The sequence below is a fragment of the Rhizobium gallicum bv. gallicum R602sp genome, assembly GCF_000816845.1.
In the GTDB taxonomy this organism is placed as follows: Bacteria; Pseudomonadota; Alphaproteobacteria; order Rhizobiales; family Rhizobiaceae; genus Rhizobium; species Rhizobium gallicum.
In genome coordinates, this window is sequence record NZ_CP006880.1 from 1,404,663 (window position 1) to 1,418,801 (window position 14,139).

The 14,139-nt window shown below is 56.5% G+C and carries 11 protein-coding genes; all 11 read left to right on the top strand.

Annotated elements, in window-relative coordinates; all coding sequences use genetic code 11:
- The first annotated feature begins 251 nt into the window (after positions 1–251).
- Complete coding sequence (locus tag RGR602_RS29745) at positions 252–1,673, top strand: glutamate-1-semialdehyde 2,1-aminomutase (RefSeq protein ID WP_040115591.1); 1,422 nt, start codon at positions 252–254, stop codon at positions 1,671–1,673.
- A 158-nt stretch (positions 1,674–1,831) separates the two neighbouring features.
- Positions 1,832–3,070 carry a class I SAM-dependent methyltransferase gene (locus RGR602_RS29750; protein ID WP_040115592.1) on the top strand — a complete coding sequence of 413 codons (1,239 nt, stop codon included), beginning with the start codon at positions 1,832–1,834 and terminating at the stop codon, positions 3,068–3,070.
- Between the two features lie 41 nt (positions 3,071–3,111).
- Positions 3,112–4,377, top strand: a complete 1,266-nt coding sequence (locus RGR602_RS29755) for a DUF4910 domain-containing protein (RefSeq protein ID WP_040116592.1) — start codon at positions 3,112–3,114, stop codon at positions 4,375–4,377.
- Positions 4,378–4,382: 5 nt separating this feature from the next.
- A complete protein-coding gene (locus tag RGR602_RS29760; protein WP_040115593.1) occupies positions 4,383–5,114 on the top strand; it encodes an SDR family NAD(P)-dependent oxidoreductase in 732 nt (243 codons plus the stop codon).
- Positions 5,115–5,597: 483 nt separating this feature from the next.
- Complete coding sequence (gene exoK, locus RGR602_RS29765) at positions 5,598–6,428, top strand: endo-1,3-1,4-beta-glycanase ExoK (protein WP_052451801.1); 831 nt, start codon at positions 5,598–5,600, stop codon at positions 6,426–6,428.
- Positions 6,428–7,612 carry a glycosyltransferase gene (locus RGR602_RS29770; RefSeq protein ID WP_052451803.1) on the top strand — a complete coding sequence of 395 codons (1,185 nt, stop codon included), beginning with the start codon at positions 6,428–6,430 and terminating at the stop codon, positions 7,610–7,612. The genes exoK and RGR602_RS29770 overlap by 1 nt, the downstream gene beginning before the upstream one ends.
- Before the next feature lie 11 nt (positions 7,613–7,623).
- Complete coding sequence (locus RGR602_RS29775) at positions 7,624–8,622, top strand: glycosyltransferase family 2 protein (protein ID WP_040115594.1); 999 nt, start codon at positions 7,624–7,626, stop codon at positions 8,620–8,622.
- Between the two features lie 115 nt (positions 8,623–8,737).
- The gene (locus RGR602_RS29780) at positions 8,738–11,134 is read left to right on the top strand and encodes a GNVR domain-containing protein (protein ID WP_052451804.1); all 2,397 of its coding nucleotides are present in this window, start codon (positions 8,738–8,740) and stop codon (positions 11,132–11,134) included.
- Between the two features lie 105 nt (positions 11,135–11,239).
- Complete coding sequence (locus RGR602_RS29785) at positions 11,240–12,352, top strand: NAD-dependent epimerase/dehydratase family protein (RefSeq protein ID WP_063856022.1); 1,113 nt, start codon at positions 11,240–11,242, stop codon at positions 12,350–12,352.
- Positions 12,353–12,421: 69 nt separating this feature from the next.
- Positions 12,422–13,210, top strand: a complete 789-nt coding sequence (gene rfbF / locus RGR602_RS29790) for a glucose-1-phosphate cytidylyltransferase (protein WP_040115595.1) — start codon at positions 12,422–12,424, stop codon at positions 13,208–13,210.
- 232 nt (positions 13,211–13,442) lie between these two features.
- Complete coding sequence (locus tag RGR602_RS29795) at positions 13,443–14,126, top strand: sugar transferase (protein ID WP_040115596.1); 684 nt, start codon at positions 13,443–13,445, stop codon at positions 14,124–14,126.
- Positions 14,127–14,139: the final 13 nt, after the last annotated feature.

The window sequence follows — 14,139 nt, forward strand, 5'->3', positions numbered from 1 at the left end:
GTACCTGACAAACTTGGAATCCAGCAGTCGCTGCATGTTTTCGATTTGGCGCCCGTTGCAGTATATGCGGCTGGCTCAGCAGTTTTTCAGAGAAGACTTAACCCACTTTGATCTCTCAAGGTACGGTCTTCCCGCGCTTCGGACATCCCACGGTCGCCCCTCCCCGCTCAGCCATTTTAAAATGTCGTTGAACACGTCCGTCAACGCCCATCGCGACGGCATACGACGTGTTTTCGGAGGGGGAAAGAACGGTGACCAGACTCATTAGCAACTTCGAGAACTCGAACGAGTTGCGCCAGCGAGCCAGAAGGTTGATTCCGGGAGGAGCGCATACTTATGCAAAGGGCGACGATCAGTATCCGGTCTTATCGCCGGGCTTCATCGCCCGGGGGCACGGCGCCTATGTCTTTGATGTAGACGGCAACAAGTATATCGAGTTTGGCATGGGAAACCGTGCCGTCTCCCTTGGCCATGCCTATCCGACGGTCTTGCGCGCTGTAGAGCGGGAATTGAAAAATGGCGCGAACTTCACCCGGCCGGCCGTCATCGAGTTAGATTGCGCATCGATCTTTCTTGAGACGATCCAAGGCGCCGAAATGGTCAAATTCTGCAAGGATGGCTCACATGCAACCTCTGGCGCCATTCGTTTGGCAAGAGCCGTCACCGGACGTGACCTTGTTGCGCGATGCGCCGATCACCCGTTCTTTTCGACCGATGATTGGTTCATCGGCACAACGCCCATGAATGCCGGCATCCCGAAAGCCGTACGGGATATGACGCTATCGTTTCGCTATAATGAGATTGACAGTGCCAAAGCACTGTTTGAGCAACATCCAGGCAAGATCGCGGCTGTCATCCTTGAGCCATCGAAAGGGGAAGCGCCGAAGGATAACTTCCTGCATCGTCTTCGCGACCTTTGTCATGCCAATGGAGCACTTTTCATCCTTGACGAGATGATAACCGGTTTCCGGTGGCACCTGAACGGAGCGCAGGCTCTTTACGATATCCAGCCAGATCTATCCTGTTTCGGCAAAGCGATGGGCAATGGCTTTGCCATCTCCGCGCTTGCGGGAAAACGCCAATTCATGGAGCTTGGTGGTATCGATCAGCGCGAGAAGCCACGCGTTTTCCTGTTGTCGACCACCCACGGCGCTGAAACGCACGCTATGGCGGCGGCAATTGCAACGATCAAGATTTATCGTGAAGAGCCGGTGATCCAGCATCTTTTTGAAAAAGGCGAGGCGCTTCGAAAAGGTATTTCGCAGATCGCCGCTAGCCACGGGATTAGCAATCATTTCAGCGTCTCCGGGCTGGCAAGTAACCTGGTTTACGCAACGATCGATGAGGACGGCCGTCCCTCCCAAGCGTTCCGCACGCTGTTCCTGCAGGAAATGATCAAGCGCGGTGTTCTAGCTCCCTCCTTCGTTGTCAGTTACACGCACGGCGACCCCGAGATTGAAAAGACGCTCGATGCTGTTGACGGTGCGCTTTGCGTTTATCGCAAAGCCCTTGAAAACGGGGTGTCCAGTTATCTGGTCGGCCGACCATCAGACGTGGTGTTCCGCGCCACGAACCGCATGACAACCCAGCCTGACGCTGTGCCCGCTCTGGTGCCTGAATTAAATCGTCGCGTCAAACGGCGCGAGACGAGCCTTGCCACTGCCGGCCGATAGAAAGGTTTATGATGTCGACCGGATCATTTTCGAGGAGCCTAAACCTCACGGTTGTTGTACCGCGAACAGATCAGCAAAGGTAAACCTCTCATAAAGCTGCCATTGGTTTCAGACCAAGTACTCTTCACCGCATCGTTTCGTCTAGGGGGACGAAGATCATGTCTTCATTCAACTGCCGGTTCTGCAATACCACACTCACTCAGACGGTCGTCGATCTTGGCGCGTCACCGCTTGCAAACTCCTACATCGCCATCGACAAAACCCAGGATGCTGAACCGTTCTTTTCACTACATGCTTTCGTTTGCGACGAGTGCTTCCTGGTCCAGGTCCCTCCCATGGCGCCGCGGGAAGACATTTTCGACAGCGAATATGCCTATTTCTCCTCCTATTCCACCTCGGTACTGAAGCATGCCCGCGAATATGTCGATCAAATGGTGGCGCGGTTTCAATTCGGCTCTGGCCACCAGGTGATCGAAATTGCCAGCAACGACGGCTACCTTTTGAAGAACTTCAAGGAACGCGGCGTTCCGGTGCTCGGCATAGAGCCATGTGCCAATGTCGCGGCTGTCGCGGTAGAGGCAGGCATCCCGAGCAGGGTGCAATTTTTCGGTGCCGAGACGGCACGGCAGTTGGTTGACGATGGCCTCACAGCTGACCTTTTGATTGGCAATAACGTGCTGGCGCATGTCCCCAACATCAACGATTTCGTTGCCGGCATCAAAATCGTGTTGTCGGCAACCGGCATCGTAACGATCGAATTTCCGCATCTCATGAAGATGCTAGAGCTCAATTACTACGATACGATCTATCATGAGCACTATTCGTACCTTTCGCTCTATAGTGTCGAGAAAATCTTTGCCCATCACGGCTTGACGATCTTCGATGTCGATGAGATCCGTCCACAAGGAGGATCGTTGCGCATTTATGCTCGCCACGCCGAAGATCAAAGCCAGCCAGTCTCGCTGCGTGTCGGCGAACTGCGTGCGCGCGAAATTGAAGGCGGCGTCAATTCTGTTCAACGCTACAGCAAATTTTCTGAGCAGGTACACCGCACCAAGCGCGATCTGCTGCGCTTCCTGATCAATGCAAAAGAGATGAAAAAGACCGTTGTCGCCTATGGCGCTCCGGCAAAGGGCAACACGCTTTTGAATTTCTGCGGCGTTGGTACTGATCTCATCGAATATACCGTCGATGTCAGCCCTCATAAGCAGAACCACTTGCTTCCGGGGACCCGCATTCCGATCCACGCACCGCAAAAGATTGCGGAGACCAAGCCCGATTACGTTCTGATCCTTCCCTGGAACATCAAAGATGAGATCATCAGCCAAATGTCGGAGGTCAAAGGCTTGGGCAGCCAGTTTGTGGTTCCGCTTCCCAATGTCGAGGTCGTTGCTTGAGCGCCGTCAGTGCGCCAGACAAGGATCCTGCCGGCGCGCGGATGTATGCCCTCATTGAACGACTTTATCCGATCTGTCGCAGCATCACAGGTCCCGGCGTCGTGGAGACACTGGAGATCATCAGGCAGGAAATTCCGGTTGAGATTCATCGCATAGCAAGCGGCACAGAGATCTTCGACTGGACGGTCCCGCAGGAATGGAGCATCCGCGATGCCTATGTAAAGGACGAGAAGGGCAATCGCGTCATCGACTTCAAGGCAAGTAATCTGCACGTCGTCAACTATTCACGACCGATCCACGCGACATTGCAGCTCAAGGCGCTGAGGCCCCATCTGCACACCGACCCCGCCCATCCCGCTTGGATACCCTACCGCACGAGCTACTACAAGGAGGACTGGGGCTTCTGCCTCTCCCAGAACGCCCTTGAGGCGATGAGCGAAGGATCCTACGAGGTGTTGATAGACTCAACACTTTCAGACGGCGAACTCCTATGGGGCGAGTGTTTCATCCCCGGCACCACAACCGACGAAATCGTTATCTCGACGCATATCTGCCATCCGTCGCTTGCCAACGACAACCTGTCCGGCATCGCCGTCTGTGTCGAGCTTGCTAAGCTTTTGATGGCAACACAGCGGCGCTATTCCGTGCGGATGCTCTTCATTCCGGGCACCATCGGTTCGATAGCCTGGCTTTCGATGAACCGCGAGCGGCTGTCGCGCATCAGACATGGTCTCGTCGCCGTCAACCTCGGCGACCCTGGCATGCTGCACTACAAGAAAAGTCGGCACGAAACGGCCGAGATCGATCGGGTGGTGGAGCATGTGCTGAAGGCAGCGGGGCAAGCCCATTCGATTATGGCGTTTTCTCCCTATGGCTATGACGAAAGGCAGTTCAGCTCGCCTGGCATCAACCTTCCCTTCGGCTGTCTGTCGCGTACACCCTACGGGCGGTTTGCCGAGTACCACACGTCGGGCGACAACCTTGATTTCGTGAAGCCGGAAGCGCTTGCCCACTCACTCAAAACCTACGGCTCAGTGCTTGACACGCTGGACCGCAATCGAGCTTTCGTGAATCTCTCGCCGATGTGCGAGCCGCAACTTGGAAAACGGGGGCTCTACGATGCCGTCGGCGGCAAATCCGACACGAAGACGCGTCAGTTGGCCCTGCTCTGGGTTCTAAACTATTCCGACGGCAAACATGATCTCCTCGATATCGCCGTAAAATCGGGTCTTGCATTTGATTTGATTGCCGACGCCGCCGATCTTCTGCTTGGCCATGATCTACTTGCATCGGCGCAGAGGGACTAGGGACCATGGAAAAATCTCTTAAGGGGCGGGTGGCAGTGGTGACCGGGGCAGCGGGCGGTATCGGTCAGGCGATCGTATCAGCCTTAGGTGTAGCCGGCGTGACCGTTCATGCTCTTACCCGAGGCGGCGTCCCGCCGTCGTCCCTTAGCAACGGAGCATCGATCAGCTGGCATCACGTCGATCTTGCCGACGATCGGGCGATCGCCGAATTCGTTGCCCGTTTGCGGGTGACCGATCGCGGCATCGATTACCTAGTACACAGCGCTGGCGTCTTTTGTTCGGGTCCGGTTGCGCAAAGCCCGGTGGAAGAACTCGATAACGTCTGGCGCGTCAATCTGCGCGCGCCCTATGTTCTGACGCAGCTCCTTCTCCCGGCACTGGCCAGACAGAAGGGTTATATCGCGTTCATCAACTCAAGCGTGTGGCTTAATCCGAGAATGGAGCTCGCGGGTTACACGATGAGTAAATATGCCTTGAAGGCCTTTGCCGACGTGCTGAGAGCCGAGATCAACAACCAGGACGTGCGCGTGCTCAGCATCTTTCCGGGGAAGACCGCAACGCCGATGCAGGAAACTATCCATGATGCGAGAGCGCTTTCCTATCAGGCAGACGAGCTATTGCAGCCGGAATCGGTGGCAGCGAACCTGATCACAGCCTTGTCAATGCCGTCCACCTGTGAAGTCACCGAAATTTTCATGCGTCCAGCACGACCGACGCCGCCGACCTTCAACGACTAGACATTCTTAGTGCCGCCATCCGCAGCGCCAGTGTGATCGAGCAAATACGTTCATCACGGACAGACGTCCCTGCCCTCTCCAGCATACCTGTACCATTATGAAACGACAGAATCTGAACCTTGTTCAAAAACTAATCTACGGCGCAAAATCAAGCTTTTAGCTATCAGATTCGTTAATTTTGTGTTGCCTATTTCAAAATTCTGAAATAACGTCTTCGCAAATACTGCCACGCTGCTCTATGGATGCCGGTATAAACGATCGTAACTAGTTGAACTAGGTCAATATTGGCAACATCGGCGTTGAAGTTCAGGCAGGATAACTATGCGGCAATTCCGCCGCGCATTTATTATGCCTGTAAAAAAAGAATCAGAAAGTATAGCCTGGAATTTTTAGTGCCGACGTCCCCGCGCCATTTGTTTCTCGTACTCGCTTCGGGTTGCTACTATGAATTTCGATCAACCTTCACATGCTGCCCGTTCAGTTATGGGTCAGGAATTCAGTTGCATTTTCCGCCAGATCTTTTCATTGATCTTGCTAACGTGTGCGCTTGCCCCCAACGTTCAAGCCGCGGACGGGCGCCCCGCAGCATCCTTCTTCGAGAGCTTTGACCGGCTCGACCCCAACTTCTGGTATATTTCAGACGGCTGGACGAACGGTGATCATCAAAACTGCATCTGGTCGGCGGGAATGATCAAGATTGCCGACGGCTTTGCATCGCTGATGCTCGCAAAGGACACTGTCGATCAGGAGGCCCTGCTGTGCGCAGAAATCCAGACAAAGCAGCGCTACGGCTTTGGCACTTATGAGGCAAGGATAAAGACGGCGACCGGGTCAGGCCTTAACTCGGCGTTTTTCTCCTATATTGGCCCTGCCGACCATGAGGAGCACGACGAGATCGATTTCGAGGTGCTGGGGAACAACAGTGCTGCTGTCCAGGTCAACCAGTACGTGAAAGCGAAGGGCGGCAACGAAAAGCTCGTTTCGCTCGCCGGCCCGGCCGACGAGGAATTCAACCATTTCGCCTTTACCTGGGAGCCCTCAAGACTGCGGTTCTTCGTCAACGGCCTCCTCGTCCACGAAGTTACCGATACGCTCCGCATTCCGACGGCAGGGCAGAAAATCTTCTTTAGCCTGTGGGCAACCGATACGCTGACAGGCTGGATGGGCCCCTTTGCCTACAAGGGACCGACGATCATGCAGGTCGACTGGGTGAGCTATACCGCTGCAGGCGAAAGATGTCTGTTTGCAGCCTCTCTGACGTGCGATGGGGCCATCACCGTCAGCGCCCCTGCAAAGCCGCAGGAGAACCTTTGATGCCGCGCCTGCTTTACCTTGTTCATGATCTGTCCGATCCGGCGGTTCGCCGACGCCTGATCATGCTGACACGCGGCGGCGCGACGGTTGACCTTGCAGGTTTTTCGCGGGCAAAGATCGAAGGCGATATCGCAGGCATCAAGCCGGTCAATCTCGGCAGGACGGACGACGGCCGCTTTGTCCATCGCACCTGGGCCGTTCTCATGGCCATGGCAGGGCTTCAGTCCGCTCTTTCAGGCGCCAGCAAGCCGGACGTGATCGTCGCCCGCAATCTCGAAACGCTGGCACTGGCAAACCGCGCCAATCATTATTTCGGCGGATCCGTGCCGATCGTTTACGAGTGTCTCGATATTCACAGGCTTCTCGTCGGCATGGGTCCCATCGGGCGCTCGATGCGATTTGCCGAACGTTGGTTTGGCCGAAGCGTCAGCGCGATCGTTACCAGTTCGCCAGCCTTCAAGAGCAACTATTTCGATGTCCTGTCTTTTCTGAAGGCCCCGGTCAAGCTCGTCGAGAACAAAGTGGTCGCGGCCACAGATGAGGGCCTTCTTCCCGTTCCGCAAAGATGCGAAGACCGGCCATGGCGCATCGGCTGGTTTGGCGCGCTGCGTTGCAGGAAATCATTGAAGCTGCTTGCGCACTTCTCAAGGATGGCGAATGGCAGGTTCGAGATCATTCTGCGCGGCCGGCCAGCTTATACGGAATTTGAGGACTTCGATGCCTTCGTGGCGAACGAACCCTTCATGCGTTTTTGTGGTCCCTATCGAAACCCGGAGGATCTGGCTGCCATTTACGGCGAGGTCGACTTTGCTTGGACGGCCGATAGTTTCGAAGAGGGACTCAATTCCAAGTGGCTGTTACCGAACCGGCTTTACGAAGGATGCCTGCACGGAGCGGTACCGATTGCCGTTCAAGGCACCGAGACGGCTGAGGTACTTCGGCGCAACAGTATCGGCCTGATCTTGTCGGATGCCACCTCCTTTGCGTTAAGCATGGCCATGGAGGGGCTGGACGTTCGACGCTTTAGGGAGCTGGAGTCCGCCGTTGCCGCATGCGATCGGCGCAACTGGGAGATCGATGAGGCAGACTGCAAGAACTTGGTCGCCTGGCTCGCCGGCTTGGCGCCAGCCGGGCCTCGCAAAACTTCAGATCACTTTCCGATCAGTTCGTCATTTGCCATATAGGATCGAACGCGATGAATAAGCACGTAAGTCCAGAAGATTGCTGCTTGATCGTCATTCCATGCCTTAACGAGCGAAACTACATTGGTGCGCTTCTGAACGGTCTGAGCACGGAACTCCAAGCTCCGGGCTGGCGCATTGTAGTGGCCGATGGCGGCAGCAAGGACGGCTCGCAGGATATCATCAAGGCCGCCTCCGCCATCGATCCGCGCATCATCTTCCTTGACAATCCGAAGCGGCTGCAAAGTGCGGCGATCAATCTTGCAGTGGCACGCTACGGCCGTGGTTTTGAATATTTCGTGCGCATGGACGCGCATGGACAATATCCGAAGAGTTATTGCCAGCAGCTAATTGCTGATGCCGAGATGACCGCTGCTGCCTCCGTCGTCGTCGCCTTGGAGACGACCGGTTTCAATACGATCCAGAAAGCAGCCGCGATTGCCCAGAATTCGAAGATCGGCAATGGCGGTTCTGCGCATCGCAATCTGTCGAGGGGCGGCTACGTCGACCATGGACACCACGCCTTGATGCGCGTCAGCGCCTTTCTCGCCGTCGGTGGCTACGATGAAACCTTTTCCCATAATGAGGATGCCGAGCTCGACTTCCGCCTGAGGAAGGCTGGCTACAAAATCTGGATCAGCGGCACGACAAGCATGGTCTATCATCCGCGTGCAAGCGTTGGCGCACTGTTTTGTCAGTATCTCAATTACGGCCGCGGACGGGCGCGCAACATCCGTAAACACAGGACAATGCCGGCTTTGCGCCAAATGCTGCCGCTTACGGTCGCGCCCGCCGTTGCCGGCACGGTGCTCGCGCTGTTTTACTGGGCGGCGATCGTTCCGGCGTTCGCCTGGGCGTTCACCTGTATCGGCTATGGCTTTTATCTTCGCGTGCGCCAGCAGATGCCACACGGACCATTGGCCGGACTGCTTGCTATGGTCATGCATGTAGCCTGGTCAACCGGTTTCTGGCTCGAGATGCTGTCGCTTGGTCCAAGAAGGGGCGTCTCATGAGCCGGCCACTTCTCATCGAAATTGCCGTCTGCACGTACCCGCGGAACTCGCCCAGCGATACGCTGGCGTCGATTGCGGCGGTTGCCGTACCTCAAAAGGTTAGGTGGGTGTCGGAATGAACGAGTTCATAGGCATAGGCAAGGCAAAGATGGTGCAGGAAGCAATACGCCCCTATCTCGGTCAGCGGGGCACGGCCAAGCAGCCTGAGGCCGGCGATGAGAGGTTCATAGACGTCGACCGCCTGATACAGATCGCCAGGCGTCAAGCAAAGCTCGTGGTCCTCTTTGCCGCCATTGGCCTGATGCTCGGCGTTACCCGGCTGGTGTTTGCAACCTACTATTACACGGCAGGCACCAGCGTCCTCATCGATGACAATCTGAGCCGTTTTGCTGGAGACGTTTCACCGGCGCCTGCAAACATGGAATCTGACAAGAAGATCATGAGCCAAGTAGCGATCTTGAGGTCAAGCTCGCTTGCGGCAAAGGTGGTCGATCGGCAGCAGCTTTACGAAAAGCGCGAATTCATCAATCCTCCACTCTCGGTCACCCAGCAGATCAAGGGCCTTGCCAAGATGGCGATGGACGTGTTTGCCGGCATGGGCGCGCAGATGGCAGATGCCGATAGCCTCGACGCGCGCAAAGGCACTGCCGTGGCAGTTCTCATGGAAAATCTGAGGGTCGAGCAGCAACCGCAGAGCTTCGTGATCGACCTCTACTACACGTCGACAGACCCCACCTTGTCGGCGCAGATCGCTAACGCCTATGCCGAGGCCTACCTGTCAGACAAGCTCGATGCCAATTTCGACGCGTCGCAAAGGGCGACGGTCTGGTTGCGCGCTCGGCTGACGGATCTGAAGGACCAATCGCAAGAGGCGGCCATGAAGGTCGAACGCTACCGCACCGAAAACGGCCTTACATCAGCGAAAGGTGCCCTCTTGTCGGAAGAACAGCTCTCCGACATCAGTGGCCAGTACATCCTGGCCCAGGCGGACAGCGCCAAGGCGCTTGCGCTTTACAACCAGTACAAGGCGATCGTTGCCGCCGGCCAGCAGACTGCGGTCGACAATGCCGCAACAGTCTCTGAGCAGCAAGGCTCGACGGTCATCTCGACGCTCAGAGCGCGCTATCTGACAGTCATCAAGCGGGCCCAAGAGATCGAAGGTCGCTTCGGTCCGGAACATCCGCAAGCAATCACGCTCCGTAGGGAGCAGGACGACATTGGGCGGCAGATATTTCTAGAACTCAAACAGATGACGGAAAGCTACCGCAATCAGTATGAAGTTGCGGTCTCGCGCGAGGCATCGCTGAAGGAGGGTCTGTCGAGGATTACCGGACAAACCTCGGCGGCGAATGAATCGCTCGTGCAATTGAAGGACTTGGAACGCAACGCCGAAGCCATTAGCGACCTCTACAAGACCTATCTGACGAAATATCAGGAAACGGCCCAGAACCAGTCGTTCCCGATATCAGAAGCGCGCGTCATCTCGCCTGCCTCGCCGCCGACCGAGGCATCCAGCCCCAAGCGTACCCTCACGCTTGGTGGCTCGCTGATACTCGGCGCGATCTTCGGTATCGGACTTGGCCTGTGGCGCGAGATAAGGGAAGGCACGTTCCGCCTCGGTGAGGAGTTTACGACGCTCGGCTTGAAGTTCCTGGGTTACCTGCCGCCGATCCCTGGGGCTACGCGTCCGTCTCCCGATGACGAAGGGAAGCTGATCGCCAATCCCGATGTCGAAACCATGCGGTTTGCGGTCAAATCGGGCGGTACCAAATTTGCCGAGACCTTACGGCATGCAAAGATCATGACCGACACGATGCTTGGCAGCCAGAACTGCAAGGTCATCGGCGTCGTCTCGGTATTACCAGGCGAAGGCAAGACGACGATCGCGGCAAATTTTGCGACGCTCGTGGCATCCAGCCCAGCCAAGGTGCTGATGATCGATGCTGATCTTCGACGCGGATCGCTAACGCAGGGTCTTGGCATCCGCTTTGAAACCGGCTGGACAGAGGCGCTGAATGGAACAACGAAATGGCAAGAAACTCTGGTTGTCGATCCGCAGACCGGTGTAAGCCTTCTCGCGACACCGCGCCAGGTAAAGGTCTTCAACACGAGCGAGCTGATCTCAGGTCCTTCCATGGCGACTCTGTTACAAGAGGCCCGCTCCATGTTCGACTATATAATCGTCGATCTTCCGCCAATCGGGCCGGTCTTTGATGCCAAGGCTTTTGAGCCGTTCGCCGACGGTTTCCTGCTCGTGTCGGAATGGGGAGCCACGCCGCGGGCCCTTTTGAAGTCAACGCTTGAGCAAGAACCTGCGATCGCAGCCAAATTGCTGGGCGTTATGCTCAACAAGGCCGATCAGGAGAAACTTTCTACCTATGGCGGACTTGGCAGTTCCGAAAAACTCTATTCCCGGTATGCGAGCTACTACCTCGAGCATGGCGAGCCGATCATGAAGGCGCGAGGCCGCAGACGGCGAAAGGCGCGCGTGCAGCTATCGAAGGAGCTCTAACGAGACGCGCAAGAAACACTGATCCGATGCAACGTTGGTGTGAAGCAACTCCTGGTTTGCGCCATGCCCATCTTAATGACAGTCACCAGTTCCGGAGCGTTTGAAATGAAGATCTTAATCACAGGAAATATGGGCTATGTCGGGCCTGCTGTCGTCTCTCACCTGCGCCGTGAGATGCCTGACTGCTTGCTTGTTGGCGTCGACACTGGCCTTTTCGCGCATTGCCTCACCCAAGCAAACCTGCCCGAGCGTTTGCTTAACAGTCAGGTCTTTGCCGATGTCCGCGACCTGCCCGCCGAGCTATTCAAGGGCGTCGATGCGGTCGTGCATCTGGCAGCCGTTTCCAACGACCCGATGGGCGGCCGCTTTGAGGCGGTGACCGACGAGATCAACCACCGCGCTACACTGAGAACAGCCGAACTCGCCGCCAGGATGGGCGTAAGAAATTTTGTTTTCGCCTCCAGCTGCTCCATGTACGGATTTGCCGAGGGCGGCGCGCGCACCGAAACAGATGAGCTTAACCCTCTGACCGCCTATTCGCGTTCGAAGGTTGCGGCCGAGACCGGGCTTGGCGAGATCGCCCGCAACAGTCAAATGACGGTCAGCGCGTTGCGCTTCGCGACTGCCTGCGGCTTTTCCGGCCGCACGCGGCTCGATCTCGTCCTTAACGATTTTGTGGCCTCGGCGCTGAGGACCGGACGGGTTTCCGTCCTCTCTGATGGCACGCCCTGGCGGCCGCTCATTCATGTCAACGACATGGCAAGGGCAATCGAATGGGCGCTGCTCAGGCAGGATGGCGGAAATTTTCTGGCCGTCAATGTCGGTTCCGAGGACTGGAATTATCAGGTGCGCGAGCTCGCCGAGGCCGTCGCCGCCTCGGTTCCGGGGACGGTGGTCGAAATCAACAAGGACGCGCCACCAGACCGGCGTTCCTATCGGGTTAACTTCGATCTCTACCGGCGCCTGGCACCGGCCCATCAGCCACAAGTAACGCTTGCAGGCGCTATTGCCGACCTGAAAACCGGCCTTGATGCGGCAGGTTTGAAGGATCCCACTTACCGCTCAGCGCAACTCGTCCGGTTGAACGTGCTCACACAGGCGATCGACGGCGGCAGCCTTGGCACCGATCTGCGCTACACGGCCAATCCGTCCGACCGTAGTTACATTTCTGGTTTCAAGGACCCCGCACATCGGACACGCCAAGCCATGCCTGGCTGAACCGGATTATGTGACACAGTGACTTTAAAGCCGCGTACGGCGGGCAACGCTTCAAATGAAGAGGACGCAATGAAAGTTGTCATTTTTGCAGGAGGCTACGGGAGCCGTCTTTCGGAAGAGACTACACTTCGGCCAAAGCCTATGGTCGAGATCGGCGGGCGACCGATCATCTGGCATATTATGAAGATCTATTCGCACTACGGCTTCAACGATTTCGTTGTGCTTGCAGGTTATAAAGCGGATTACATCAAGGACTACTTCATCAACTATGCGATGATAAACAGCGACTTCACGGTCGACCTAGCGACAGGCGAGTTCAAGTGGCTCCGCCGTGCGTTGGAGCCGTGGAAGATCACCGTGCTCGATACCGGGCTGAACACGATGACTGGCGGACGATTGAGGCGCGCCCGCGACGTCATTGGCGACAGACGGTTCCTTCTGACCTATGGCGACGGTGTCTCCGATACCGATATCGCCGCGACCATTGAGCTACATGAGAGGGACGGAAACTGGATCACGCTGACCGCCGTCAGCCAGCCGGGCCGCTATGGCGCGCTTGGCCTGTCGGACGACGGAACGCGTGTCCATGCCTTCCGCGAAAAACGCATTGGCGATGGCGGTCTGATCAACGGTGGCTTCTTTGTCTGCGAGCCTGAAGTCTTCGACCTCATCGAAGGTGATGACACCGTCTGGGAAGAGGGGCCGATGGAAAAAGCGCTTCACATGGGCAAGGTTGGCTCGCACTGGCACCAGGGCTTCTGGCAAAGCATGGATTCGCTGCGAGACAAGATGGTGCTCGAAAAGGCCTGGGAGAGCGGCGATGCGCCGTGGAAGCTCTGGGACCCGACACCGGGGTGAGCCAAACCGCTGATTAGGGAGACGTCGCCTCCGCGGTTTGGCCCAGCTGACCGAAACGGAATAATACCGTTTGTTCACTGGAATATTGCCTGCGAACTGCGCGAAGTACAGAACCGATCTGTATCACAATGTTACACAAAGTATATTTCGATTATAGTTGATCTTTTTCTATTGCCTTTTTGAAAGCTTTAGTTACTAATTTCTTAACATACTGCTTTCGGGGAGCTTCATGATGAAGCATGATGTCGAATTAGCCGATGCCTCTATTCTCTCGCACTACACCCAGTGGCGGCCAATGAGGCCATTAGGCGGGTTGCGCAAGAGGGTGTTTGACGTCGTCGGCGCCCTCATTCTGCTCGTCCTGTTTTCTCCACTCTTCTTGCTGATCGCGATCGCCGTAAAGCTTGATGACCGCGGCCCCGTTCTTTTCGGCCATCAGCGCGTTGGCCACAACGGGAAGTCATTCCGTTGCCTGAAATTCCGAACCATGGTTACCGAGAGCGATGCGCGGCTTGCTGCCTATCTCGCCGAAAATCCCGCCGCCCTTGCTGAATGGGCAACGACCCGCAAGCTGCGTCACGACATCAGAGTAACCGCCACCGGAAGGGTGCTGCGGAAACTCAGTCTCGACGAGTTGCCACAACTGCTCAATGTCTTGCGCGGCGATATGAGCCTTGTTGGCCCGCGTCCAATCATGGGCGAAGAAATGGCCCGTTATGGTGATCGCGGCAGTCACTACCTCCGCTCGCGTCCGGGTCTCACCGGCAAGTGGCAGGTGAGCGGGCGAAGCGACACCACCTATGAGGAGCGCGTTCAGCTCGACAGCCAGTATGTTGAGCACTGGTCCTTCGTCGGCGACGTCTGGATCATTTTGAAAACCGTGCCGGTTGTCCTGTTCGCGCGGGGTGCCCGCTAACAGGCCGACGCCT

Excerpts from the sequence above, each read along its gene's own strand:
- rfbF (WP_040115595.1), top strand. The coding sequence starts at position 12,422 with ATGAAAGTTGTCATTTTTGCAGGAGGCTACGGGAGCCGTCTTTCGGAA.
- exoK (WP_052451801.1), top strand. The coding sequence starts at position 5,598 with ATGGGTCAGGAATTCAGTTGCATTTTCCGCCAGATCTTTTCATTGATC.
- RGR602_RS29775 (WP_040115594.1), top strand. The coding sequence starts at position 7,624 with ATGAATAAGCACGTAAGTCCAGAAGATTGCTGCTTGATCGTCATTCCA.
- RGR602_RS29770 (WP_052451803.1), top strand. The coding sequence starts at position 6,428 with ATGCCGCGCCTGCTTTACCTTGTTCATGATCTGTCCGATCCGGCGGTT.
- RGR602_RS29755 (WP_040116592.1), top strand. The coding sequence starts at position 3,112 with ATGTATGCCCTCATTGAACGACTTTATCCGATCTGTCGCAGCATCACA.
- RGR602_RS29795 (WP_040115596.1), top strand. The coding sequence starts at position 13,443 with ATGAAGCATGATGTCGAATTAGCCGATGCCTCTATTCTCTCGCACTAC.
- RGR602_RS29750 (WP_040115592.1), top strand. The coding sequence starts at position 1,832 with ATGTCTTCATTCAACTGCCGGTTCTGCAATACCACACTCACTCAGACG.
- RGR602_RS29760 (WP_040115593.1), top strand. The coding sequence starts at position 4,383 with ATGGAAAAATCTCTTAAGGGGCGGGTGGCAGTGGTGACCGGGGCAGCG.
- RGR602_RS29780 (WP_052451804.1), top strand. The coding sequence starts at position 8,738 with ATGAACGAGTTCATAGGCATAGGCAAGGCAAAGATGGTGCAGGAAGCA.
- RGR602_RS29785 (WP_063856022.1), top strand. The coding sequence starts at position 11,240 with ATGAAGATCTTAATCACAGGAAATATGGGCTATGTCGGGCCTGCTGTC.